Genomic DNA, 24,470 nt, shown 5'->3' with positions numbered 1-24,470 from the left:
TCCTAAACGTCAACAATACACTGGGCTATCCAGATTTCATTCTCTTGGTAAACTTTTAATTCAGCATAAGTGGCGCCTTTAACACCGACGGCAGGTTGATGCCGAAGTCTATTAAGCTTTTCTCCTTTAATGACCGCTTCCAAGCTTAACTCATTTATTTGCACATGAAATTCAGAGAACAATAGATTTAGAGTATCCATTTTATAAATAATAGCATTTAGCCAATCAGCAAAGAGAATTTCTAGATCAGGGGCGCTGCAGGAGATCTGTAATTCCTGTGTGGCATGAATACTCTTGCTGTCGGTGACTACATTGGTTAGCGCAACTGCTCCCATTTCGAAAGCACTCGCCAGAGAGGGGCCTATTCCTCTCACGCCAATATCTGCTTTATGGACAAAATGCTCCCACTTTTTCTTAGTCACTGTTTATTTCCTTAAACGTAGCGATAATATTTGTGTAGTAAATCGTTGTTTTACTTTCAAAGGCAGAATCAGTGCCTAGTACCAACCATAATTCACCTTTTGAATTAGTGGTCGCGCTGTAGTGACTTGATAAATTGGATAAGGTTTTAATTCTATAAACGGCGCTTTGACTATCTACGCCAATAGAGCCTAACAAAATCATATCTTTACCATCACTTAATTGATTACCTTTATCAAGCGCCATTCTATAAAAATTAGCTTCATCTAAATATCGTTGAGGCTTTTCAGCAACCGCACCTAGTTTTACATAAACAGAAGAAGCCGACCCACCTGTACCGATACTATCAGCAGCGCCATTACTCGCAAATTCTACAGAAAAATGAACTTGATATTTGGTATTCGCTTTAAGCCCTTCTAATTTTTTATAAGCGTACATAAATAAGTCATCGCTGTGATTGTTACCTGATATTTTTAAGCTCCGTGAAGTGGTTGTAATCTCGGCGGGTAATTGGGCATCCTCTGCAAATTGCAGCTCATAAAAATCTTCTTCACCTTTCGGATAATCGGCAAAAGAAACCTTGAATTGATCTTCTTTAGAGAAAGTAAATTTATAGGTTTTTATGGAAAATGGTTGATTGTTATTCTCAGAATAAGAGAAAGATGAAAATAACATAAAACAGAAAGATAAACTGAAGAAAAGAAGGAGTTTTTTCATGAAGATTCTCTAAATTATTGGCGCAAAAAAGAGAGGGAATTGTAACAATTAAATCAAATAATTGCTTTAATTTTATCTAATTAACCGTCGGGCTCTGAGGTATCGCCCCATTGAAATGAGTATCTAAAGAGTTGTATTAATTTTATTCCGTTCGGGCTGAGGAGCATGGCGTGCGTCTCGAAGCCTATCCTGAGGGGACTCCTCGAAGGAGCTTGTCCCTATGCCCTTGAAGGCCTGTCCTGAGGCTCTCGAAGGGGAGGAGCCTTTTGCCGACACTTCGAGACAGCGCTGCGCGCTTCCTCAGTGCGAACGGGATAAACAAAACGATCAAGGAACTAAACAGTCTATTTCATTTCGTGAGCATACCTCAGAGCTCGAACGAACCCCAAGACCTACTCTGGTTTACTAGCAATAAACACCCCATATTGAACCCTATTTTGCTCAAAGGCTTCTTGCATTAATTTGACTTGTTTTGCAAAGCGAAATCCACGCCAGCCGCCAATTTTAATGATCTGTAAGAAATTGTAAGCCTGCAAACGAGAGATTCCTATATCCCAACTTTGTTTAACAAAAGGGGACCAATTTTCTACTGCTTTTAAAGCAAATTGCTGTTTACTAATGAGTTGCTGGTAGTATTTAATTGTTGGCATATATGGAAGATCAAATGCGAAGCAGAGTTTTCGATATTTTTTGGCAAATTTGCCGTAATACTGTTCTGCATTCGAGCACCAGGTTGCCAACATCAGTTGGCCTCCAGGCCTCAACACGCGATAGGCTTCCTGAAGGAAAAGGCTTTTATCAAAAAATTGCTCGCAACTTTCTAAAGACCAGACAAGATCAAAGGAGTCATTTTGCATGCTTTTTAAATCCAGAGCATCTTCAACTATAAAACTGACATTTTTAATGTTTTTTTCTTGAGATTGCTGGGTTGCTATCCCAACTTGTTTCGGACTGATGGTAATTCCTGTGACCTTGGTCTGATAATTTTGCGCCAAATAAAGACTAGACCCGCCCATACCACAACCAACGTCCAAAATTTTATCATTGACTTTAATTTCAAGCATATCGGCCAATTTGTTGATTAGTTTTTCCTGTGCGTCTTGCGGATTTATCGCATGAGAATCTTCATAATAGCCATGATGAATATGCGGTCCCCAGACAAGGCGCCAGCCTTCGGATAACTGGTCCCAGTAATTAGCAATTTTATGAGTAATTTTATTTCGATGAAGAATTATGGGATGATCGGTCTTAATAAGCATAGTCTTTGATTCCAAAAAGAGTGAATGACGTCCTGTGCTAGAAAGCATACTATACCCCTCCTAGCTGAAGATAGCGCTTTTTTGTTAGCACTTTTGCGCCTGAGGATTTTAAAAAATTCGCAATAGTCCAGCTCTTAATCCTTCATGTTTTTTTGCATTTTTATCAGTTTGGAAATAAAATAGACAACTATTGGCTACTAGTGCGATTTCTAATGCGAGTTTTGCGTTATCCGAGTTATATTTTTGATGTTATTGGATGGTTGACTGCTTTAATTCTTCCGGCTCTCCTTGCATATCTTCTCCGTGAAACAACGATGAATTGGGCATGCATCAATTTCGTGGTTATTTTTTCAGCAGCATTAGTTATGTGGATTTTTCGTTTACTACCAGAATATGTTCCGGCGGTTTTTGTGATTTTAGCAACGATGTTGCTCGGATTAGCGCAGCAAACAGTTCTTTTATCAGGGTTTGGTTCTGATAGTTTCTTTTTAGCGTTAGGTGTTTTTGGTATTGGCGCAGTTTTAGTGAAATCGCGTCTTTTTTATCGTCTATCTTTGCTCATTTTGAATCATTTACCTAGAAACAAATTTTTACTCCAAATTGTTTTATTCTTTATCGGTGTCTTGCTAACACCAGTGATGACGGCTCAAAGCGCTCGTGTGTCGTTGATTGCGCCACTCCTCGAAGATATGCGCAAAACTGCAGGACTTAGTCCGCGCTCTATTGCAGCGAATAGCCTTGCTTGTTCAGCCTTTAATGGTTGTATCTTACTATCGGTGATGTTTCTGACGGGCAAATCCAGCAATTTTGTTCTTTTTGGGATGTTACCAGAACAGGCGCAATGGCAGTATGGTTGGATGAATTGGCTTATAGTTTCCTCTGTTCCTGGTGCTTTATTAGTTATTTCCTTTTTTGTTTTACTGTTTATTCAATTTCGCAGTCAAGATGCCTTAATTGTTAATCCCTTAGAAATTAAGCGTGAACTTGATTTAATGGGCAGCTTAACGATTTATGAATGGGCTGCCATTCTAAGTATTGTTGCTTTAATTTTAGGCTTAGCGTTTTCATCTTTACATCAAATTCCCAGTGCATGGGTGAGTTTTGCGATTTTCTTTATTTTATTGACTTCAGGTGTATTGAATAAAGAGGACTTCAAAAATGGTATCAATTGGCCTTTTCTGTTTTACTTGGGGGCGATTATTGGCATTATGCGCTGTGTCCAGGAAATTGGTATTGAAGCATGGATTATTAATTACTTATCTTGGCTTGGGGATATTGCCTACAACCAACAAATTTTATTTATTATTTTAGTGTATATAATTAGTTGGTTGGGTGGTTTGTTATTTGGCACCATGGCTGCACCGGCTCTTATGTTTACGCTGTTAATGCCCGTTGCGCAACAGGCAATGCTGAACGCTTGGCTTGTCGCTTTCATTATTTTAATGGCAACGGAGGCTTGGGTTTTTCCTTATCAATCCAGCTATTATTTATGTTTCGAAGAATGGGCGAAGGAAAGCCAAGCCTATGATCTTAGAAAAACGCTGTCGGTTAATGCGTGTTTTTCAGTATTGCGGCTTTTAGCAATTTTACTAAGCATTCCATTCTGGCAAAGAATTGGGGTGCTATGAGCGTTAAAAATTTAACCACCTTATGTACCGGTTTATTCTTATTGATTGTTTTTTCTTTTCTAGCTTATCAGAGAGTCCATAAGCCACGAATTTTTGTTTTGCATAGCTATAACGTCAATATGCCTTGGGTACAAAGTTTGAACCAAGGGATTAGAACCGTTTTTGGTGATAAAGCTTATATCAGCCTGCGTCATTATTATATGAATGCGAGGCAGCCTAATTCGAAAGATTATATAGAACGTGTCTCGAAAGTGATTAAATCAACTATTGAAACTTGGAATCCCGATATTCTTATTGCTTTTGATGATGATGCTCAGAGTTTAGCGGTTCGTGAATTTGGGCATTCACCCAAGATCAAAGTCATTCTAGCAGGGATCACAGATTCTAGGCGGTGGTTAGAGTATGAGCATACCCCTAATGTCACGGGAATTACCGAGCAAATACCGGTGAAAGCGATTCGCGAAATTTTATCGCTTATGTTTCGCAACCAAAAACGTATTTATTATTTATCGGACAATTCTGCCGTGGCTAAAACCTTAGACAAATCTATCACAAAAGAGGATTGGGGGTCCTTTGAGTTAGTTGCTCATCAGCGGGTGAAAACTTTTTCGCAATGGAAGGCTGCGGTACAAGAAGCAGGAAGACATGCGGATATTTTGCTGGTTTCAGTTTATTACACCATCATGGATGGTAATAAACAGGTCAATCCCAGAGAATTAGTTCGCTGGATGAACGAGCATAGTAAGATTCCGGTTGTCGGGGTATATGAAGCTTTTATTATCGATGGAGGGATGCTTGCCATTGCAATTTCGAGTATGGAGCAGGGTTATACTGCCGCCTGGTTAGCACTCAACATTATTGAAAAGAAACTGACTATTCAAGAAATTCCGTTATTGCATGGCAAAACTTTTTCTCTTTTTATGCAAAAAGATATGCTGTTGAAGCGCTTTCCCTATGTGCATATTCCAGTGATTCTTGAAGCTTTTTCCAAATCCCACTGGAGTTTGGATAAACTCTCTTCTCCGGATATAGAAATATCGGCGATGGAACGATTGCGTTTAAAAAAAATAAACAGCTAAATCCTTAAAAGAGCCTAAGCTGCGGCCAAATTTCTTTCCAAACCATATTCTTTCGGTAAATGCCTTAAGATAACAAGCAAAGAAACAAATGCGCAAAACATAACATAATAAGCAATCATCAGCGTATCAAAGCGATTGATTAGCCAGGTATTAATTGCCGGAGAAAAACCGCCTACCAAAGCCATGCTGACATTGTAGGCCATGGAAATACCTGTATAACGCCCTTTACCGGAAAACATTTCAGCCATTACCACGGGTGTGACAGCTTGTTCGGCGCTATAAAAGATAATTAGAGGAAGTAACACCCACCAAGCCGGGGTCGTTTGTAACAACCAGAAACTTGGGAGTGCAAAGACTAGGTAACCTGTGGTTGAGAAAATTAAAATTGTTCTGCGACCCAGTTTATCTGAAATATAGGCAAATACTGGGACAAATAATAGGGACAGAACAATGAATAAGGTTTGTATTCCATAAGCTTGTTGTAGGGGTAAATCCAAAAATTCATGTAAATAAGTGGAGAGATAACCCATCAGGGTATAGCTGCCGCAAGCGCTTATAAATAACAATAAAATGATGTGAATCATGGGCTGAAGCTGCTGCCTAAAGACATATTTAATGGGTAAATATTTTTCATGAATATTACGTTGTAGCTGCAAAAAAGTGTCTGATTCGGACAGATCGCGCCGGAGCCACAATCCTATTACCCCCAGTATTCCTCCGGAGATAAAAAGAATCCGCCAACCGTAGGCGGCCAATGCTTCCTTGCCAATTATTGTGCTTAAAGTCGTGCAAGCAAGAATAGCGGCTAAGACCCCTATATTGGAGCCATTGTTCGTCATACTAGAGATCAGCGCGCGATGCTTAGCTTGTGCCGATTCAGAGAGATAAATCATTGAACCAGCAAATTCGCCCCCAATACAAAATCCCTGCAGTAAGCGGCAAATAATTAATAACAGAGGGGCTATCAATCCTACCTGCTCATAACTAGGTAGAAATCCAGTGAGCATAGAGCAAATCGACATCAGCAAAATAGTAAATTTTAGCGTTTGCGCGCGCCCAAACCGATCGCCCAAATGCCCTAAGACCACAGAGCCTAAAGGACGGACAATAAAACCAGCAGCAAAAACTAGCATGGTAGCTAGCAGGCTGGTTAGAGGATTATGATCGGGGAAGAATAAGCTTGCAATGACCGGAGACAAATAGGCAAATAAACTAAATTCATACCATTCAAGCGCATTCCCTATAATGCAAGCAACAATGCTTCGGTATTTTTTCACGAATTAATTGTCTAGAAACAAGGACTTTGCGTGGCAGTATAGCAGTTTAAAGGTTAGACTGTATAGTGTAAGAACAACTTGCTAAACAGCGTAAAAAAGTGGGGCCTTGGCCCACAATAATAAACCATTCAGACTGAGGGGGCGCTTGCGCGTCCCGAAGTCTCGCATCGTATTAGGAAGGCCAGTTATATGAAAAATCAATTAACCGATTTGATCGTTCAAAGGTTAAATGAGGCGCGAGAAGATTTGAAAAAGCAATTTTTTCAAGAGCATCCGATTAAAGTTGCCCGCCATTTTGCACTTGATAATGTGCTTCCGACTGAAATCGCAGAGAAAATTTATGCTAGTTTTCCTAAACCAAAGAAAATGCATGTATTAAGTCACTTGGGCCAGTTGAAATTAAAGTTTAGCCATCTTAAAAATACCTCCCATCTTATAAAAGAAATTAACGCCGCTTTTCAGAGTCCTCGAGTTGTTGCTGAAATAGAACAGATCACAGGGATTAAAAATCAAATTCCTGATCCCTCTCGATTTGCTGGTGGGATTAGTACCCTACTCAGAGGCTATTATATTAATCCTCATTTGGATAACTCGCATGATGTGGATAGAAAATTCTATCGTACAGTCAATATCCTTTATTATGTTTCTCCCAATTGGAAACTTGAAAATGGTGGAAATTATGAGTTATGGGATGAGTCAATTAAAAATCAAATTGTCGTCCCCTGCCTTTTCAATCGTCTCATTGTGATGGAAACTAATCGTCGATCTTGGCATTCAGTAAATCGAGTTTTATGCGATGCTCCTCGCTGCTGTGTTTTTAATTATTTTTTTTCTGAACAATCACCTGAAGACGAAGAATATTTCAACTTCAATTCATTGACAAATCCCCTGTACAGACCTCGGCCTGAGCAAAAGATTCGGCGAGTCATTGTGCAGCTAAGAGAAAAAGTTTTAGGCAAATTTCGATCTAGAACTTAATGCTCTCTGGAAAATAATTTCTCTCTGGATAATAATGGTCCAACTATAAATGGATATTGCTGATTTTAACGATGAAAGAATTCCCGATCATTGCTCAACCTTTTCGCGAGCAGTTAGAACCTTATCTGCGCAGACGAGGAATGGATAGATTAGTCGTTAAGTATTGCGACCAACGTCCCTGCTTTTTTTTAGAAGCGGATCCAGAAACCGATACCTCGGTGCAGGTCGGTTATTTGTTATGGAATAATCAACTTTATTACCGCTCTGATCTGAGTTCTTTATCGGCTCCAGTCTATTTAACGGATGAGGAAGTCGATGACCTTAAAGAGCAGATCGATTACCCTTCCAATCCCTCTTCCCCCGTAGGTATTTCACTGAGTCAATCGCAAGCGTTCGTGCAATATATGGGCCCACGTGAAATAGATTTTTTAACAATAGAAATAACAGAAAATCAATTGTCTTGGCAATTTAACGGGGATGAAGATAAGGTTAAAGTCAATGATGAAGAGAAAATCCATCCTGTTTTAAGCGGGCTTTACGATACACTTAAAAAAGACAATGAGCTCTGTCAAGAAAATAGGGAAAGCCAAGAGAGCAGATTTTTTCCTCAGCCAGAAAGCGATTATCGCTTTGAAATGCCAGAAAAAACCTTAAAACAAACGCTGTTGACCCCCTTTTATTGGTTAAATAGCGGATTGCAAATCGTTTTAAGAACCTTAATTTTCGATAATATTATTTTCAAATACACGATTGGATTAATTATTGCGACGATAGCGAACTATGGAAATCCCTACTATCGAACGGAGCCGGGTACTTTATCGGATATCCTAAGGCGTATTATTTTTCCAGGCGGTTCAAAAAAACCGCAAATCAATCAAGATGGTAGTCTCACGCTTGATCCCGTATTAAGTAAGCAATTTCATGCATTAAAGTTGGTGGAATCTCATCGAAATAGAGAAACGGATGACATTGAATATCAGATTGATGATGAAACAATCAAATTTAAAGAGTTTTATATTGAAATGCCTGATGGATCTCAAGTTGCAGGCATTGAGGCGAGCAATCGCCTAGCTGAGGCTCATTCGGATAATGAGCAAATTCCCTACGTTATTTTTTTCAACGGTAATAGTGGTTGCTATCAAGATGAAATTCCCTTCGATGCTTATTATTTAGAAGCTTGCGCGAAAAAAGGGATTCCAGTTCATATGATCCGCTTTAATTATCCCGGTGTATTAAATAGCACGGGCTTTCCTTCTACTATTGATGATCTGGTTTTGTCCGGGGTCGCGCAGGTTCAACGGCTATCTACTCAAGGAATCAAGTATGAAAACATACAATTGTACGGGCTTTCATTAGGGGGGGCGATTGCGAGCCATGTGGCTAGTTTTTTCCATGCACTTGAAAAAACACTAGGTGCCTGTTATGTGTCTCGAACTTTTTCCTCTACCACCAACGTTGGTCTTTCTTATGTGCGAAAAATCCCTTTCGCGGGAACCTTGTTGGGTTATTTATTGCGCCCTGTTCTCGCCTTCGGTTTATGGGGGACTCAATGGCTCGCAGATACCGCTAAGCATCTTGCAAGTCTGCCTGATGATAGAACTTGGTACACTGTTGCACATACGAAACTCGCTATTCATAGCTCTTATGCAGAAGAAGGTAAAGAAATAAAGGATGACGCGGTATTGGTCTACGATTCCTCTATTCATCAATCCTGGCGCATGAAATTTAAACGGTTTTTAGCAAAACATTTCGGTTTATTTGGTTACAAACAAGAAACTCTCCTAGAAATGAATTTAGCTCACAAAATAGTAACTTGTGTGGAGGAAGTGGGAGAGGACGGCCAGCAAATCATCAGATTAAGTCATAGACATTGCGCTCATGCCGATGCACGGCCTTTTGGTCTATCTCTGGATGAAAAAGGAGATGTCAAACAATTTAAAGATTCCACGGCTATGATCTCCCCCCAACTTAAATTATTGGTTCGTTCGCCCAGCGCACAAAATTTAGCGAGTATCGAAACTCAATTGTCAGAGGTTTCGATTGCACAATATGATGAATTAGGGAATCAAAGTATCGAGTTTCTTCGTAAACATTCTCAGAGGACTGACTCGCTAACCTCGACCACTTATTTTGACTTTTTTAGAGAAGAGAGTGAGCGGGAGAAACTAGCGAGTAACGTTGTTCAGTTCTTTATTAATTGTGTTCCCTGAGGTAATAGCTTAGCGAGCAAACTGTTCCTTGCTATAAGTGACACGAGCGGTGATAGGTTCTGGGCCTTGTGCTGCTCTGCTTTCAATGAGTTTATAACGGGAAAGGCCGCCCTCGCGATTAGCAATTTGGATATTTAAACCAGGGCGTGCATTAAGTTCCAACATGAGAGGTCCGTGATCTTTATCAAGAACAATATCAACGCCTAGATAACCAAGCCCAGTTAATTCATAGCAACTTGCTGCAATTTCTAGAATTTTATCCCAATAAGGCACGGTGATATCGACAATCGGTGCTAAGGTATCTGGATGAAAATCAATGGCATCATTATGGAAAACACCACCTAAGGTTTTTCCAGTTGCCAAATTAATTCCAGCACCGATCGCCCCCTGATGAAGATTCGCTTTACCGCCGGACAATCGTGTTGGTAAACGCACCATTGCCATGGCGGGATAACCTAATAAAGTAATAATGCGGATATCAGGAATTCCTTCATAGCTTACTTCTTTAAATACAGGATCGACCACAACGCGATGTTCAATAATGGCGTAATCAGCATGTCCACCTAAACTATAAGCGCCTGAGAGTAAACGAGATAAATGATGGCTCATTTCATTGGTGGTCATAAGTTTGCCATTGATTTGGCGATAACGTCCGAAAACACGATCAGCAATAACGATGATACCGTCACCTCCGGCTCCGTGTGCAGGTTTAATTACAAAATCTTTATAAGGTTCCAGGATTTTTTCGATATTCTTGATTTGATGTTCGCTTTCGATAATTTCATAGAGCTTGGGTACGGCTATTCCTGCTTGAATTGCTAAACGCTTAGTTTGCAATTTGTCATCAACCAGGGGATAACGTTTGCGGCTGTTATAGCGAAGTACATAATCACTGTTGCGCTGATTAATACTTAAGATACCCCGCTGCCGTAAGCGACGATATAACTTCCACATCACTCTTTCCCCGCAAGTGCTTTAAAGCGGAATAGCTCGAAAAGTCTGTAGCCTCGATATTGGCCAAACCACAAAATCAACGCGAGCAATACGAGTAAAAGTTCTGGGAAGGCAAAGACTAGATATTGCATGGGGGCATAATTCATTGCACCGTAGGCAATTACCGCTGCGATAAGACTTCCTGCTCCCGATTTAATGGCTTCAGAAGCGCCTCGCTCATCCCAAGTGATGCACATGCGTTCAATAGTCATCGTGAGGATAACCATCGGGAATAAAGCGACCGACAAGCCTGAATCCAACCCTAGATTTTGACTGATAACACTAATGAAGATCATTAACAAAATAACGACCGTAAGAATTGCGGCTAGTCGCGGCACTAGGAGTAAGCGCAGTTGGTCGAGATAAAAACGAGCTAGTAGGCCAAAAGAGACAATAATTGTGAAAAGGGTGATTCCCCAAATAACATGGGTTTCACGAAAAGCTAAAGCAATTAGTACGGGCATAAAAGTACCAAAGGTTTTTAGCCCAATAAAATTGCGTAATAACAAAATAATGAATGCCCCAATGGGTACCGTCAGCAAGATTTTATAAATTTCTTGCACATTAACGGGCAACTGTAATAAGGAAAAACGTAATAATTGTGAGTCAGTTTGTAAGCCACGTGCTTTGGCAATGGTTAGGGCGTTAATTGGTGTTGGGGATACGGTAAGATTGAATATCGGTTTTTTGCCGCCAACCACTTCTTGGACTGGGTCAGAGCCATATTGCCAAACTAGAAAATCTTTCGGAAAGCCTGCTCCGCCAGTACGGGGATTGATATAAGTCCATTCTTTGCCGTTATGAACGACCATGAAAGATTTTAAATCGGCTTTATTTTGTTTGCCTAAATAGACACCTTTCACTGGCATGGCATAAATTTTAGCTTGATTTAAAACAGTGATGGCGGCAGTGATGACGTTGTCATCGGTAAAATCATTACCTACCAACAATTTTGCATTACCGTCGCGTTTGTTGAGTTCTTTAATAGTGCCTTGTGCAAAGGTTTGAATATCTGCCGAGGATTGACGGACTTGGTTTGTAATGGCATCAACAGCAGAGCGTTGCGTTTCAATAAGAGGTTGTGCTTTTACGACCGGTGGTTTATTAGTGAGGGAAGATTCATTGTTATCAATTTCACGAAAAATAGCGCGATAATACAGCGATTGATCGCCAGAGCTTCGTCGAAGTGACCATACAGTTTGACGATTGTAACCACTTAAATTAGTTGTTACCCCATAATTGTGGGAGACAAAGTACTCATCCAAAATAGCAAAATAAGGCGGCATATAAGGAATAGTAAAGCTTGCTTTCACTGGTGTGTTGCGATCAGCAACAAAACGTAAATTGGCCTCTACCATCCAGCTATTCACCGTTTCAGTATCGGTGAGAGGCACATCAAGGACAAGATGTCGATATAGAAAAAGTCCTATACCTAATACGAACAGGCTTATAATTAAGCCATAGACATGACGTTTATTTGACTTCATTTTTTACCACTTTCTGGGTTTTGATCAAGAATGCATGGCTTGGGTCAACTAGACCATCAAAGGCAATGATTGCATCTCTACCAAGAAGTAGTGGGTAATTAAAGCGTTTTCGATTGGTTAAATTGACAGGGATATTACGCACCTTATTGCCGATTTGGATACGCATCATCACCACTGGCCGTTTAATCGGAGCAGTTTTGTTTTGGGAAGATACATGTTCTCCCGCGCGTACTTTAATTTTTACTTTACCTAAGTACTCTGAGGTAAACTCCACTTCTTCTGTTTTACCTGGGACTTTAAAGCGTAAATAAGGCTTGCCATTTTGTTCCACTTCTCGGATATCTACTGCACTGAGTGAAGCTGACTTTGCACCCGTATCAAATTTTGCCGACAAGGTCATTGCTTTATCAACAAGTGTTGCTTTTTCAACATAACCATAAACTATTTTTGTATCAGCTGCCATGGAAAATCCTGATAGCAATAATAAAATTACACAAGAAAAACTACGCAAATTCATCAATAAACCTTTAAACTACTTGCAAATAGTCTAATGCTAGCAGATTTGTAGGCTAACGCACAGAGGCAAGAATAAAAGTCTAATAATATTCCCGTCTTTAAAATGCCCAAGCAATGGCTAGTAAGGTCATTTTTTGCCAAATCTTTGCATTAGAGTTAGAGCTTTTACAGTAAATTTTATGATAAAATCGTCGATGGCCGTATACTTTTTGTTCTAATTTAATCCAACATGAAAATTTAGTTGTCAATTACATCAAGATTAGGTACAATTCATCGCATCTTAGTCGATGCCTTAAAATTCCATGTCTAAAGAATCATCAGATTATTATATGGATCTGTTAGCTAGGAGAAAGGATCAGAGCCCACCGCCCCTGGCGAAAAAATTACACGAGTGGCATCTTATTTATGGAATATATGGCGCATTAGATGGCTTAAGTCTGTCCTACAGTATGATCAAATACCTTTGGGACGTACTTTTTGGGAGTGCCTCTAATTCAGATGAGATGCATGATTGGTTGATTGAGCCTGAAGGTGCTCTGGCTGCCGCAAGTGGTTCGATTACCTTAATTGTTTTCTCAATGCTCGCTAATCATTATAGTGACGATGATGAGAACCTATTTAAACGCTATATAGCTATTGTTTGGCCCTATTGTCGCGATACGATGAAGGGTTTGAAAAATGCTTATAAAGGCTCTCGCAGCATGCTTCAATTGATTGAGACCCTGAGTGGCGGGCAAAGTCTGGCCCACCTCTTCGTCCCAATCGGTTTAGCGTTAGGAGGGATATCGGTTTTAAACCGTATTTGGTATCGTCGAATGCTCACTGAGCGCAAAACGATGATGAAGGCAAATGCCAAATTATTGGAAGAAATTCAAAACACGACAGACTTCGACCTTCTTCCCAGAATCACCGATGATCCAACTGATCTCGATAATCCAAACCCAATAAAAAGACAAAGCAAGCCTGTAAGATTAGCGGCGTTACTTTCAGCCGCTTATGGTGGGGTTGTTGACGGCCTCTATCTGTATATCGGTGTCTTTGGTCTTTGCAGTCTTGCTCCGCCACTTTTAATTGCAATGACGGTATTTTCTAGTATCTATATGCTATCCAGTATCGCTACACGTATTTATGAAGAATATGATTATCAGCGTAAGTTGCGTATTGCTGAGGCAAAAATAGAACTAGCCCACAGTGGCAAAACCATCGAATTAATGGTTAAAAAATTACACTTATTACATCTAAAAATTGCTGGCACAAAGAATAATATTGATTTGTTAAAGGAACAACAAGAATTAGTTGAGCAATTTAATATAGCAATACAATTATTCGAACAGAAACGCAAAAATTACCGTTCTATAACCACTTTATCCTATACCTCAGCTGTTTTAGCGGGCGCAAAACGAGGGTTATATGCTTATTCTGCCTTAGCAAGTCTCGTTTTTGCAGTTGGAACTATTCTTGTTCTCGCTTCAACGCCTTTTCCTCCTTTTTTATTGGTTAGCTGTATTAGCATTGGCATGCTCTTGCTAATTGGTTTTATTGCTCATTCGATTATTACTACTCATCAACATCGCCTTAAGCAAAAAGAGATAATAGAGGCTGAGCTAGGTACTATGTGTCCTATCGAGGATGAAAAATTAATCCATATTAAATGGCTTTATGACGCTAGCTGTGATGTCCAACACCTTGAGCCTGAAAGAGTAAAAGAAGCTGTTCTAGATGGAATGGCTATTGATCCTACGCCTCAGTTTTTCTTTGAAGAATGGTTTGAAGTGATTCGCTCCTTTTTTTCTGGCGTTGGAAAAGGATCTAAAGCGATTGGGCTTATGATGAATCCCTTAGAAGTTACTGATGATAAAGGGCATTATCATGAGTCATTGATTATGATGGGATTTATTGCATTTAGTGCCTTTATCCATACCATTACCTTAGCGGCGAGGGCCTATGCTCGAATGGGAAAAGATCCTCTCGAAAAGCCTTTTATGGTCAATAAACAAGATAGAAACGATTCGGATTTTACTTCATTAGATAACTCATGTGATTCGTTCGAATGCCAAAGACCAACCGCGATAGTTCATGGTGATGAAGGCAAACTAGAAGAACACACCAGAGGCGAAAAGAACCCGAAATTAGACCTAAGAAGTGGAGATGTATCCACTACTGCAGAAACTGGAAGAGACAGCCAACGTTCAACCTCAGTTTGGTATACATTATGCTCTTTCTTCGGTAGTAGAACTGAACATCCTACTCATCCAGGCGAGTTTAGAGAACAGCAGCCAACCAGAGTTTAGAGTGACTCCTCAGTAGTTAAGTACAGTTGGGGGTTAAGGGCCGGATCATTATACATTTTGAATTGGTGATAAACTCTAAAACTGCGTGAACCTGCCTTGATCTCATCAATGAGCTGCTGTAAACAATCCAATAATTGATTTTGCTGGGCGAGGATAGTTTCCCATTTTCGCCGGCAGTTTTCGCGATGTGTTTCATCAACCTCAGCCCGCTCAACTTGCAAATTCATATGATAGGCTTTAAGCGCAAGGATAGACAGTCGATCAATCATCATTCCTGGTGTTTCAGAATGAACTGGGCAATTCATTGGACTTTTAGGTTGAAGGCTGTTGTAAAGCCATTCATCCATAGCCTCCATGCGATTATTTCGTTGTTGATTACAATGATCAATTTCTCGTTTCGCTAAATAAACGAATTCATAGCCCATATCGTCGCGCCTAGCTCTATCTTCTGCATGCCACAATTGATAGTTAAAGGCATGATTTTCCTCAACAAGGGCTAAAAAATGTTGATAACTTAATTGGAGTCCACTATTTTTCCATCGGATAATGCAATCACGATGCAAATTAGCAATTTCAGTGACAGTGGTTAAATCAGTCATTAAGTACGTACTCCATCTAATCTGTAAAAATCAACTCGCTAAAAATTTAGCCCGGGTATATTACATCTAATTTAATTAATTGGCGATAAGATTAATTTTTCAGTTTATTCCTCAAATTTTCCTTTTTCTAAAAAGGTTAAAATGAGCTCTCTTGTTTGCGAATTATTCATAATAAAAGCATGATTAGTATTAATAACGACTGGCTCGGTTTGTCCCGGTAAACGTGCTGAAGAAGGTGGAACTTTTGCGTCGAATCGCCCGGCAATAATACCCATTTTAATATTGGGTATAGGTACCTGATGTACATAAGCATTTTCATCAGAACTTAATTCAGCAAGTGGTTTTATTATATTGCTAATTATTGGAACCATTTTTACAGTTAATTTTGCAAGTAAAGAACCTTGATTAGGAGGCGCTAACATAATCAAACAGCCAACGTGGTTTAGTTCTTTTTTGCTAAATTTAGCTAAAGATTCTCTAATAATAATACCGCCGAGGCTATGCGTAATAAAATGAATTGTTATATCAGGATTCTTTTCTAATAAAGTTGCAATAAATTGATATAAATCAATGCCATGCTCATGGATATCATGTTGCGTCGAAGGATAACTGTAGACATAAACCTGATAACCATAGCTTTGGAGGAAGTATTTAAGCGAGCTCATACTCAAAGAAGTTCGCATTAGGCCATGGATTAATACAACGACTTCACGACGGTGTTTAGCTTGAAGTTCGGCGGCTTGAGCTTGCTGTTTGTCCGTGGATAAAAAAGCATAGGTTTGTGTCACAGACAGGAAGGAAATAAGTATTACTAGACTAAATTTAGTCATTGCATTTTTATAAGAAAAGATGTTATCCATTATTTTTAGGCCAACTAGCGTTTAATCTAAAATATTACAATTTATCAGAACTACCAAATTTTTTAAGCGGCTATCGATGGTATAATCAAACCTGTTGAAATGATTTCATTAGAGAATTAGAGAGTGGATAGAGTCAAAATACTGATGAGTGCCTGCCTTTTAGGACAAAAAGTCCGTTATGATGGCGGGGATTGTTTCCAAAATCATCCAGCCTTGCAGCAGTGGTTTAAAGAAGGAAGAATAATTACCATTTGCCCAGAAATAGTGGGTGGCTTAGCTACTCCAAGAGCACCAGCGGAAATTCAAAATAAACAATCTGGTTATGCTGTGTTAGAAAATAGAGCGCTGGTAAAAACAAATACTCAGCAGGATGTGACGCAGTGTTTTCTAAAAGGCGCAGAAAAAGCGCTTGAACTGGTAAAAAAACATCATATTTCTGTAGCGATTTTAAAAGCGAAAAGCCCATCTTGTGGTTCGGATAAAATTTACGATGGAACCTTCACGCGAACGCTTATTCAGGGAGAGGGCGTTACGGCAGCTTTATTAAAAAAATATGGTGTCCAGGTGTTTGATGAGAATCATATTGATGAGGCTTTAGAGGCATTGCTATCGCTTATGAATAATTAAAATTTAGTCTTTTGGATAAAGGTAACTCATGATTAACCTCTATGGAAAAGATTTACTCTGTACGCAAGATTGGACTATTGACGAACTTTCAACTCTTTTAACAACAGCCATTGCCATGAAAGCCGAGCGCTTTCATCCAAAATGGGCCACTGCCTTTGAACGGCGTAATTTTCTTATGATGTTTTTTAGCCCTTCTGTTAGGACTCATCTCTCCTTTACCACAGCAGCCAGCGAACTGGGAGGGCATGCCCAATATTTAGCACCAACGACAATGAGTAAGCTCAAATCGAAAACAACCGCTGGGGAAACCATTGAGGATGCGGCGAACGTGATGTCGCAATATATGGCAGGCATAGGAATACGCATTATGGAAAGTTCGCTGTCTCACTATGGGGAAGGGCACCAGATGATACGAGAATACGCAAAACACGCCAAAGTGCCTGTGATTAATATGGCCGATGATGTCTGCCACCCTTGTCAATCCTTAGCCGACCTCATGGGATGGGCAGAATGGTTTTCTCAAGGATTGGAAGCCATAGATTTTAGTGTGCTTAAACGTAAAAAATTATTAGTGACTTGGGGGCATGGCTCACTTGCGCGCTCATGGAACAGTCCTCAAGGAAGCTTGCTCTTAGCGAGCCGATTTGGTCTTGATATCACACTCGCGCGCCCGGAAGGCTATGATATGGATTTAGCTATCTATGAACAAATTAAACAAAATTGTGAGGCACAGGGTAGTCAATTTGAGGTCATTGACGATCCAGTCTCAGGCTATGAGGGCGCACATATTGTGTATTCACGCAATTGGATTTCAGAGCACGCCTATAAAGACGGGCAATTTGCGAAACAAGACGAAATTGACAAAGCTTTGCAATATCCCGATTGGATAACGACTGAGTCCAAAATGAAAACCACAGACCAAGCCATCTTCACCCACCCCATGCCCATCGACAGAGGGAGCGAAGTGGAAGATAGGGTCGCGAGTGGAAAAAACTCAGTTATTTATAATGTGGCCAGTAATCGCTTGCATGTGCAAAAAGCCATTATCGCCCACACAATGGGATTTCTCTAATGGACTAGCGATAGAATTCAAACACTCAAATCACACAACGGAAAGCCGTTATTAAAGAACAAAAAGCGGAGCCTTCACGCTTCAGTGAAATGGAGCAACGTTTGAATTCTCTTCTTGATGTCATTGCAGGAATTGGGGCATCGTAGGGTTTGCTGAATTGTTAAAATCCGATTCGAAAGAACCTCGAGTCCTTGAATATGCTAAGAATTTAGTCGCCTCAAATTATACGCTATTGGATTTAATGAATGAGGTCCTTGAAGGAGTCAGGATGAGCTCGGGTGAAACTCCTCTGCTGAAGAAGAATTTGAAGTGCCGTTGCTGCAGAGATTCTTTGCGCCTAATATTCGACCTTTTTTTTGCCTTAAGGATAGTTAGGTTGACGGGGGGCTATTTATCTTTCTGTATTAATTTGTTACAATGCGCTTAATTTATATCTTTTAGATGGCCTAGCTTTTCTGGTTCTGCTAACAGTGATCTAGTTATTAGCTAAGGAGCTAAGAGCAACCTTGATTTTACGTCCTCAGATGTAAAATTTGTAACTATATGATGAGGAATATTCTATGAAGCTTAACAACCAACCTACTAAATCCATAAAAAAAACTAATGCTGAAGATTTGCTAAAAGAAGCAACGGAGGCTGTTGAAACTGCAAAAAAACCAGTACCTCCAAGCCCTTTAGAAGCAAAGACGTCTGTTTTAGATAGGGGTTTGATTGCTCATAGAAAAGTACAAAGCTATAGAAGTAACAGTTCTAGCCTTCAGTTATTTTCAATAGAAGAAGAGAAGCCAAAGAACTCATCAGTAATTAAAGAGTCTAAAGCTATTATTGAGTCTAAAGGTCCTTCTTCTAATTAAATTAGGTTTAAGCGCCTAGGATCTTTAGAAACCAAGTTAACTCTTCCTATCCTTCGGCACTGGTGGTTGTCCCTATTTTTAAACAATAGCAATGGCCACCCTATTCTTGCGCCGTATTCAACAAATAGTGCTTACATTTTAATGAACATAAGGATTACTTACTCGTAATTTCCAGAAGTATTTATTGGGTGAGTGATATCTATTGTTGGACAGAAGAAGGCTGGCTTTACCTGGCTGTTGTGATGGATTTGTACTCACGCAAAGTGGTTGGATGGCATTGTCGGAGAAGTATTACAATCAAAGGGGCAGACTCGATTGAAAATCGTTGGAAAAATCAATCGCCCCTTTGATTTAATTAAAGGAAGATCTAATTTGGTTGAACGGAACTACTTTCACTGTCAAGTGTTTCTTCATTATCAGAGGTCATCTGTGCTAAATTAGAGATGGCAAAATCTAGTCTGCGTATCATTGAGCCTGACATATTAGCTCCTCTCTCAGCAAGAGTTTTTCGGGTCATTATAAGATAGGTTAACGCCTCATCCGCATTTCCCTCTTTACTTGATAAATCCGAGCTTATCCTACGAGCCAGTTCTGCATGGTTGCGTCCATAATGAAACCATGATACTAGCCAATCAGTAATGCTTGCATTGTCAGTACTTCGATTAAACCATGATTTCTTAGCATAGTCGTCAAACAGATCTATCGCTGCATCAATTGCTTCTGAAGCAGTAATTTTAGCTTCTTTCTTGGGGGTTTTAGTAAAATAATCATGGAAATTAGAGTTCTTTCTAAAAAAACCACAGTATTTTTCTGGCACCCGTTTAGGATTTGGCATATTAATTTGGATTTCTTCTTGCCAAGGCGTATATGATCCCTCGAGGCTCATGGCAATCATATTTCGGAGGTCAAAAGTTGCTTCGTAAGTCTTATTTTTGAAATGGATTATTTTACTAGGCTGAAACGGAGACTTAATCTCTTTGCTTTGTGGTCCCTCTTTCGAAGATTTAAATTTATCCTCGTCTAATACCAAAATTTCAAAAATAAGACTTCCATGCTTATGGACCTGTTCAGCATCTTCTTTATTTTCATAAAAAACAAAGACTTGTTTCTCATCCAATAGATTTTCATAGCTCCTCTTCACAGATCCAGAAATACCATCCCTGAGAGGATAGAGTTTTGATTTTGGTGCTACTATGTAATACTTTTTCATAATAATTTGCTCTTGATGTCTAACTTTTTGAAACCAACCAGCCCCATACCTGCCGGTTTAAAATTTAAACATTTTAGCGATATTATATGCATGTGTCAAATTGTATAAGGCTGAAATCAAAGGGGACACACTCGACTTATTTTGAATAAAAAAATCAATCGAGTCAGCCCCTTTTGATCTTATGAGTTGACGAAACATTGAAGATTGATTTGTATAAAATATGTACGGAAGTCGTCCTTCGATGCATTATGTTCCGATTAAACAAGTGGAGCAGCAAGATATTCAGTCGATACACCGAGTACGCAGTCGATTAGTCAAGAACAGAACAGCATTAATAAATGAAATCAGAGGATTAAATTTAGAATATGGTATTGCGAGTTGACTGCCTCATCGCGTGAGCTGATGCGGGAACTCTATGATGAATTGGTTGCCATTGAGATACGAGTTAAGAGAATAGAACAGAAAATAAACCATATTTGTAAAGTGCTTAATTTAACATAAAATATAATTCTTAGTTTGCTTTGGTTAATTTTTGATGATGGTTAATAGGTAAAACCAACTCTTTTAAAACCTGTTTTGCAACAGAACCCTAAAAATAATAGGACACATTAAATGGAGTTATAATTAGTGCCTCTAAATCCGCAATTGCCTAAAGAGCCCATTCATTTGGTATCCAAACCGTTGGCGTATTATATTCGTGTTGAGACAAGTACAGCATGCTTATTATTGGTATTTACCATTATTTCATTAATTATTGCAAACTCTCCTTGGTCAAGATCTTTTTTATCTATTTGGGAAATATCATTGGGAATCCACGTTGGTAATTTCGAATTTTCTCGTTCAATGCATACATGGATTAATGATGGCTTAATGACGTTGTTTTTCTTTTTTGTCTCTTTAGAATTAAAAAGAGAAATAGTGTTTGGTGAGCTACGAGAGCCAAAGAAGGCTGCATTTCCTATTACAGCCGCCTTGGGCGGTATGCTTATTCCTGCTCTAATTTACCTCATACTCCAACCAAGTGATCCAGGACAGAGAGGATGGGGTACGGTTATGGCAACTGATACTGCTTTTGTAATTGGCTGCTTGGCACTTCTGGGTAAACATATTCCTCAAAGTCTTCGTATATTCATGTTGTCATTAGCAATTATTGATGATATCGGTGCAATTCTGGTTGTTGCCATTGGGTATAGTCATGGAATTTCTTGGACATCCCTTTTTATATCGGTATTAGGATTGATTTTTATACAGATAATGAAAACAATAGGGATTCGTAATATTAGCGCCTATTTTTTTGTTGGTTTTTTCATTTGGATTGCAATAGATGCATCAGGAATTCAACCCACAGTAACCGGAGTGATTTTAGGATTAATCGCTCCGACTAAAACGTGGGTAAGTGATAAACGACTACATAAAATTTTAGAACATATGGTTTCATATCCACCTGGAGAGCACTGGAGTGGCGATACTGAAGACCGCAAAGCACTTCACGTGACCGAAGTAGCTGCTCGTGAAGCTCTTTCTCCCGTTGAACGATTGGAGTTTTTTTTACACCCATGGATAGGCTATCTAGTTTTACCTTTATTTGCCTTAGCTAATGCAGGCATACCTATATCTTCTGCAGATTTTAACCACGAGATAACCGCTGCGGTTTTTTTAGGCTTCGTTTTAGGGAAACCCTTAGGAGTTCTTGGGTTTAGTTTTATCGCCGTGTTTTTTGGATTAGCAACTCGACCTAAAGATCTCAATTGGATTTTGTTAGCTGGTGGCAGTATATTAACAGGGATTGGATTTACCATGGCTATTTTTATCGCTAATTTAGCGTTCTCTCAAGAAACTATCAATGCTGCTCGCTTAGGGATACTATTGGCAAGTGTTTTTTGTGCTGTTGCAGGAGTTTCATTTATTTTAATATATAAGTTTTTTAAACCCTAAAATTATTATGGTATCTGAGCGATAATTAAATTAGAGTGTATAAACGTTTTTTCTTTTCGACCTCGTCATACTATACCTTCTCTAGTTCGCATTCATATTTGCGTCTTTATCTCCTTTATATCGAGAATTAAAGTGTTTACTTACACTGCTAAAATATATTTTGATGATTTTGAAATCACGAAACGTTTTGGAAATGATTTAGAATCTCTTTTTATTTGGATGTTAACTCAAGCTCAAGGAGAGTTGGGCAACTTAAGTGGCCAAATTACTAATAACAAATCGCATTTACTTGAAAAAGAGTTCCAAGCGTGTGCTTATGATTAATTTTTTTAGCGTACGTTATCGCCCTAAATGGCCCAATCCTCCGGAACTCATGTCCTGATGAAAAAATTAATTAAACAAACTTCCTTATGAAGACTTGAGCGATGTGCTGGGAAACTAGCCCGCATCGTTCCTAGAGGGCGCTCCTCAGTAATGAGGAGTTGCGATTCGACTTCGATCTGAGTTCTCTTTAGATCAAGCTTTCGTCTGCTGTGAAAGCAACTGTTAACCAAAGTTGAGGATTATCTCCACCCATAGCATCTCTTATTTCACGATGAATAGTATCTAAGTTCTCCATGCTTGAAATAGAATGGTTTGGTGGTACAACAATATGTATTTCGATGAATTGCGCGCGACCTATCTTTGCTATATAACTTGAATAGGTTTTGAAGCCTCGTTTTTCTATCAATTCATTTAAAAACAATCTGATCTTCTGATCCAGCTCAAAAGGGGCAACAAAGAACAGATCTCGCACAGCATCTCGGACGGCGGCCATAGGCACAAAAATTAAGCATGAAGTAAGTACTCCTAAAAGAATAGGGTCAAAATAGGGGGTTAAATTGTTATAAGGAGTTTTTTCAGTGAGATTAGCAATACCAAAAGCAACCAAAAGTGAGCTAGAAATAGATGCTGAGATTAACCAACTTTGTCTATCAAGCCGCAAAAATTCAGAATTAAGTTTAAGATTTGCCTGGCGTACATAGACATACATTATAATTGAAGCCACAGACATTAATAATGCAAAAGCAAAAGCCCAGTCGAAATTCAATTCGCGACCACCTGATAGCAAACTACCAATCGCATTAATCATTGCGTAGGCGCAAATCAATATGAGCATACTACCGTTAAAGACAAGTACCATAGGCTCAACATGCCAATAACCATACTGGAATCTACGACTTCCTTTACTCGTTAATAACCTTGCGACTAAGAGGGATAATATGGACATGGCAGTATCAACCATATTAAACATGCCATCAAATATAATAGCTAATGACCCCGACACCAATCCAAAACAAATACCTGCTACTGCGAGAAGAAAGGTAATTATTATAGAAATTTTAAGAACTCGCTGTTCTTGAAAATCTGATGTTCTGTTAGTCATACACCATTCCAATATATTGTTTCATTGATTGACTCGATTATTTTGCTAAATGCACTTAATCCTAATTGATTGAGCACCATATTGGAATTTATTCATCGTTTGAATTTTCATCAACTCAATGTTATTGAACCAATTGAAAAACTTAATAAATTTTGCTTAATTGGCAAATGATTATTATCAAGAACGATCCGGCTATAGTCATAAGGACTGGGCTTTATTTTTTGAACTTTCATGTTAACGCTTCACAATGTTGCTAAATATAAATTATTTAATCAACGTTGCGAACGGTTAAGCAATTGGGTCTGATTATCTATTAATCAGACCTAATCTATATTGCTGGCGGTCATGGACTCCTTATTCCTCATACAGTTTTAAATCTCTATATGGCGCGGGATTTCAATTTTTAGTTGGCATTATCAGCGGTAAACCACCCTTCTCATTATTTCCAATAATGATAATTTTAGTGTTTGGCGATTTAGCTAAAGCTTCGGTAGCCTCTATTCCTTTCCATGCCAATAAATTTTGGTCTATTCCGCGCTTAACAATTTCTTGGAACTGTTGAATACCTTCGGCTTCAATTTTCTTACGCTCTGCTTCCAGTTTTTCTCGCTGTAGCCTAAATTTCATCCCTTCAGCTTCTTGTTGTTGAGCTTGTTTATTTTCAATTGCTCGGCGGATTGATTCGGGAGGCAATATTTCCTTAAGCATTATCGACTCAATAATCACCCCTCTTGATTCTAATTCTTGTACTAATGATTTTTGAATATTAGCAGCTATTTCGTATCTGTCTCCTGAGAAGAACTGATCTGCATTGTAATTACTTGTTATCTGGCGAATGCTTGAGCGGATGTGAGGTTCTATTAGTTTATTGAAATAATCAACGCCTACGCTGTTATAAATATCACCAATTTTAGATTTATTGAGATGGTAGTTAACCGAGGTTTTAAGAGTCAGATTAAGCATTTCTTTGCTTGGTATCACGCCTTCTTCGTCAGCTTTTTGCGTACGTAAATCGAACTTAACTACCTGAGT

Annotated in this window: 23 protein-coding genes and 1 pseudogene; 12 read left to right on the top strand and 12 right to left on the bottom strand. The window is 39.1% G+C overall.

Annotated elements, in window-relative coordinates; all coding sequences use genetic code 11:
• Positions 1-2 precede the first annotated feature (2 nt).
• Both Lnau_RS06920 and Lnau_RS06915 read right to left on the bottom strand, forming a co-directional pair.
• A complete protein-coding gene (locus Lnau_RS06920; protein WP_058504403.1) occupies positions 3-422 on the bottom strand; it encodes an archease in 420 nt (139 codons plus the stop codon).
• A complete protein-coding gene (locus Lnau_RS06915; RefSeq protein WP_058504402.1) occupies positions 415-1,137 on the bottom strand; it encodes a hypothetical protein in 723 nt (240 codons plus the stop codon). The genes Lnau_RS06920 and Lnau_RS06915 overlap by 8 nt, the downstream gene beginning before the upstream one ends.
• A 220-nt stretch (positions 1,138-1,357) precedes the next feature.
• Between Lnau_RS06915 and Lnau_RS06910 the strand changes: the two genes are divergently transcribed.
• A complete protein-coding gene (locus Lnau_RS06910) occupies positions 1,358-1,546 on the top strand; it encodes a hypothetical protein (protein ID WP_058504401.1) in 189 nt (62 codons plus the stop codon).
• Here Lnau_RS06910 and Lnau_RS06905 read toward each other — a convergent pair.
• The gene (locus Lnau_RS06905; protein ID WP_058504400.1) at positions 1,530-2,444 is read right to left on the bottom strand and encodes a methyltransferase domain-containing protein; all 915 of its coding nucleotides are present in this window, start codon (positions 2,442-2,444) and stop codon (positions 1,530-1,532) included. The two genes, Lnau_RS06910 and Lnau_RS06905, sit on opposite strands and share 17 nt — an antisense overlap.
• A 164-nt stretch (positions 2,445-2,608) precedes the next feature.
• Between Lnau_RS06905 and Lnau_RS06900 the strand changes: the two genes are divergently transcribed.
• Complete coding sequence (locus tag Lnau_RS06900) at positions 2,609-4,024, top strand: SLC13 family permease (RefSeq protein ID WP_058504399.1); 1,416 nt, start codon at positions 2,609-2,611, stop codon at positions 4,022-4,024.
• Positions 4,021-5,103, top strand: coding sequence for an ABC transporter substrate-binding protein (locus Lnau_RS06895; RefSeq protein ID WP_058504398.1), 1,083 nt, complete (start codon positions 4,021-4,023; stop codon positions 5,101-5,103). The genes Lnau_RS06900 and Lnau_RS06895 overlap by 4 nt, the downstream gene beginning before the upstream one ends.
• A gap of 14 nt (positions 5,104-5,117) precedes the next feature.
• Here Lnau_RS06895 and Lnau_RS06890 read toward each other — a convergent pair whose 3' ends face one another.
• On the bottom strand, positions 5,118-6,380 hold the full coding sequence (locus Lnau_RS06890; RefSeq protein ID WP_058504397.1) for an MFS transporter: 1,263 nt from the start codon (positions 6,378-6,380) through the stop codon (positions 5,118-5,120).
• A gap of 189 nt (positions 6,381-6,569) precedes the next feature.
• On the opposite strand from Lnau_RS06890, the gene Lnau_RS06885 reads away from it, so the two are divergent.
• Both Lnau_RS06885 and Lnau_RS06880 read left to right on the top strand, forming a co-directional pair.
• Positions 6,570-7,358 (top strand): 2OG-Fe(II) oxygenase, encoded by a 789-nt coding sequence (locus Lnau_RS06885; RefSeq protein WP_058504396.1) that lies wholly within the window; start codon positions 6,570-6,572, stop codon positions 7,356-7,358.
• A gap of 71 nt (positions 7,359-7,429) precedes the next feature.
• Positions 7,430-9,568, top strand: coding sequence for an alpha/beta hydrolase family protein (locus Lnau_RS06880; protein ID WP_058504395.1), 2,139 nt, complete (start codon positions 7,430-7,432; stop codon positions 9,566-9,568).
• A 9-nt stretch (positions 9,569-9,577) separates the two neighbouring features.
• On the opposite strand, the gene Lnau_RS06875 is transcribed toward Lnau_RS06880, so the two are convergent.
• From Lnau_RS06875 to Lnau_RS06865, 3 genes are read right to left on the bottom strand one after another with little or no spacing between them, the layout of a single operon-like run.
• Positions 9,578-10,522 carry an alpha-L-glutamate ligase-like protein gene (locus Lnau_RS06875; RefSeq protein ID WP_058504394.1) on the bottom strand — a complete coding sequence of 315 codons (945 nt, stop codon included), beginning with the start codon at positions 10,520-10,522 and terminating at the stop codon, positions 9,578-9,580.
• Positions 10,522-12,048 carry an inactive transglutaminase family protein gene (locus tag Lnau_RS06870; RefSeq protein ID WP_058504393.1) on the bottom strand — a complete coding sequence of 509 codons (1,527 nt, stop codon included), beginning with the start codon at positions 12,046-12,048 and terminating at the stop codon, positions 10,522-10,524. Before Lnau_RS06870 ends, Lnau_RS06875 begins: the two co-directional genes overlap by 1 nt.
• Positions 12,035-12,565 carry an ATP-dependent zinc protease family protein gene (locus Lnau_RS06865; protein WP_058504392.1) on the bottom strand — a complete coding sequence of 177 codons (531 nt, stop codon included), beginning with the start codon at positions 12,563-12,565 and terminating at the stop codon, positions 12,035-12,037. The genes Lnau_RS06870 and Lnau_RS06865 overlap by 14 nt, the downstream gene beginning before the upstream one ends.
• Before the next feature lie 301 nt (positions 12,566-12,866).
• Between Lnau_RS06865 and Lnau_RS06860 the strand changes: the two genes are divergently transcribed.
• The gene (locus Lnau_RS06860) at positions 12,867-14,855 is read left to right on the top strand and encodes a hypothetical protein (protein WP_133134934.1); all 1,989 of its coding nucleotides are present in this window, start codon (positions 12,867-12,869) and stop codon (positions 14,853-14,855) included.
• Here Lnau_RS06860 and Lnau_RS06855 read toward each other — a convergent pair.
• Together Lnau_RS06855 and Lnau_RS06850 are read right to left on the bottom strand one after the other, a co-directional pair.
• Complete coding sequence (locus Lnau_RS06855) at positions 14,852-15,454, bottom strand: DUF4254 domain-containing protein (RefSeq protein WP_058504390.1); 603 nt, start codon at positions 15,452-15,454, stop codon at positions 14,852-14,854. The genes Lnau_RS06860 and Lnau_RS06855 overlap by 4 nt on opposite strands.
• Before the next feature lie 104 nt (positions 15,455-15,558).
• Entirely contained in the window at positions 15,559-16,314 is a 756-nt protein-coding gene (locus Lnau_RS06850) for an esterase/lipase family protein (RefSeq protein WP_058504389.1), read from the bottom strand.
• 144 nt (positions 16,315-16,458) lie between these two features.
• On the opposite strand from Lnau_RS06850, the gene Lnau_RS06845 reads away from it, so the two are divergent.
• From Lnau_RS06845 to Lnau_RS06835, 3 genes are all read left to right on the top strand, one after another.
• On the top strand, positions 16,459-16,941 hold the full coding sequence (locus Lnau_RS06845) for a 2-thiouracil desulfurase family protein (RefSeq protein ID WP_058504388.1): 483 nt from the start codon (positions 16,459-16,461) through the stop codon (positions 16,939-16,941).
• A 28-nt stretch (positions 16,942-16,969) separates the two neighbouring features.
• The gene (locus tag Lnau_RS06840; RefSeq protein ID WP_058504387.1) at positions 16,970-18,013 is read left to right on the top strand and encodes an ornithine carbamoyltransferase; all 1,044 of its coding nucleotides are present in this window, start codon (positions 16,970-16,972) and stop codon (positions 18,011-18,013) included.
• A gap of 560 nt (positions 18,014-18,573) precedes the next feature.
• A complete protein-coding gene (locus Lnau_RS06835) occupies positions 18,574-18,867 on the top strand; it encodes a hypothetical protein (protein ID WP_058504386.1) in 294 nt (97 codons plus the stop codon).
• 367 nt (positions 18,868-19,234) lie between these two features.
• Here Lnau_RS06835 and Lnau_RS06830 read toward each other — a convergent pair whose 3' ends face one another.
• Complete coding sequence (locus Lnau_RS06830; RefSeq protein WP_238585925.1) at positions 19,235-19,984, bottom strand: hypothetical protein; 750 nt, start codon at positions 19,982-19,984, stop codon at positions 19,235-19,237.
• 322 nt (positions 19,985-20,306) lie between these two features.
• On the opposite strand from Lnau_RS06830, the pseudogene Lnau_RS16650 reads away from it, so the two are divergent.
• From Lnau_RS16650 to Lnau_RS06820, 3 genes and pseudogenes are all read left to right on the top strand, one after another.
• Positions 20,307-20,450: pseudogene (locus tag Lnau_RS16650) on the top strand (hypothetical protein); the annotation flags it as partial.
• A gap of 254 nt (positions 20,451-20,704) precedes the next feature.
• Complete coding sequence (gene nhaA / locus Lnau_RS06825; RefSeq protein WP_058504384.1) at positions 20,705-22,012, top strand: Na+/H+ antiporter NhaA; 1,308 nt, start codon at positions 20,705-20,707, stop codon at positions 22,010-22,012.
• Between the two features lie 132 nt (positions 22,013-22,144).
• Positions 22,145-22,336: a hypothetical protein gene (locus Lnau_RS06820; protein WP_058504383.1), complete on the top strand. Its 192-nt coding sequence runs from the start codon at positions 22,145-22,147 to the stop codon at positions 22,334-22,336.
• 187 nt (positions 22,337-22,523) lie between these two features.
• Here Lnau_RS06820 and Lnau_RS06815 read toward each other — a convergent pair whose 3' ends face one another.
• Both Lnau_RS06815 and Lnau_RS06810 read right to left on the bottom strand, forming a co-directional pair.
• Positions 22,524-23,438, bottom strand: a complete 915-nt coding sequence (locus tag Lnau_RS06815) for a cation diffusion facilitator family transporter (protein ID WP_058504382.1) — start codon at positions 23,436-23,438, stop codon at positions 22,524-22,526.
• A gap of 396 nt (positions 23,439-23,834) precedes the next feature.
• A partial coding sequence (locus Lnau_RS06810) for a prohibitin family protein (protein WP_193786800.1) occupies positions 23,835-24,470 on the bottom strand: 636 nt, incomplete at its 5' end.

Source organism: Legionella nautarum (genome assembly GCF_001467895.1).
GTDB classification, from domain to species: domain Bacteria; phylum Pseudomonadota; class Gammaproteobacteria; order Legionellales; family Legionellaceae; genus Tatlockia; species Tatlockia nautarum.
Note: the sequence above shows the minus strand (reverse complement) of the source record. Positions and strands in the feature narration are given on the sequence as shown.

Bases quoted from the DNA above. Each gene is read 5' to 3' on its own strand.
- Lnau_RS06905 (WP_058504400.1), bottom strand. From the start codon at position 2,444: ATGCTTTCTAGCACAGGACGTCATTCACTCTTTTTGGAATCAAAGACT.
- Lnau_RS06850 (WP_058504389.1), bottom strand. From the start codon at position 16,314: ATGGATAACATCTTTTCTTATAAAAATGCAATGACTAAATTTAGTCTA.
- Lnau_RS06865 (WP_058504392.1), bottom strand. From the start codon at position 12,565: ATGAATTTGCGTAGTTTTTCTTGTGTAATTTTATTATTGCTATCAGGA.
- Lnau_RS06840 (WP_058504387.1), top strand. From the start codon at position 16,970: ATGATTAACCTCTATGGAAAAGATTTACTCTGTACGCAAGATTGGACT.
- Lnau_RS06875 (WP_058504394.1), bottom strand. From the start codon at position 10,522: ATGTGGAAGTTATATCGTCGCTTACGGCAGCGGGGTATCTTAAGTATT.
- Lnau_RS06885 (WP_058504396.1), top strand. From the start codon at position 6,570: ATGAAAAATCAATTAACCGATTTGATCGTTCAAAGGTTAAATGAGGCG.
- Lnau_RS06895 (WP_058504398.1), top strand. From the start codon at position 4,021: ATGAGCGTTAAAAATTTAACCACCTTATGTACCGGTTTATTCTTATTG.
- Lnau_RS06915 (WP_058504402.1), bottom strand. From the start codon at position 1,137: ATGAAAAAACTCCTTCTTTTCTTCAGTTTATCTTTCTGTTTTATGTTA.
- Lnau_RS06860 (WP_133134934.1), top strand. From the start codon at position 12,867: ATGTCTAAAGAATCATCAGATTATTATATGGATCTGTTAGCTAGGAGA.
- Lnau_RS06845 (WP_058504388.1), top strand. From the start codon at position 16,459: ATGAGTGCCTGCCTTTTAGGACAAAAAGTCCGTTATGATGGCGGGGAT.
- Lnau_RS06835 (WP_058504386.1), top strand. From the start codon at position 18,574: ATGAAGCTTAACAACCAACCTACTAAATCCATAAAAAAAACTAATGCT.
- Lnau_RS06815 (WP_058504382.1), bottom strand. From the start codon at position 23,438: ATGACTAACAGAACATCAGATTTTCAAGAACAGCGAGTTCTTAAAATT.
- Lnau_RS06880 (WP_058504395.1), top strand. From the start codon at position 7,430: ATGAAAGAATTCCCGATCATTGCTCAACCTTTTCGCGAGCAGTTAGAA.
- Lnau_RS06870 (WP_058504393.1), bottom strand. From the start codon at position 12,048: ATGAAGTCAAATAAACGTCATGTCTATGGCTTAATTATAAGCCTGTTC.
- Lnau_RS06855 (WP_058504390.1), bottom strand. From the start codon at position 15,454: ATGACTGATTTAACCACTGTCACTGAAATTGCTAATTTGCATCGTGAT.
- Lnau_RS06910 (WP_058504401.1), top strand. From the start codon at position 1,358: ATGCCCTTGAAGGCCTGTCCTGAGGCTCTCGAAGGGGAGGAGCCTTTT.
- Lnau_RS06900 (WP_058504399.1), top strand. From the start codon at position 2,609: ATGCGAGTTTTGCGTTATCCGAGTTATATTTTTGATGTTATTGGATGG.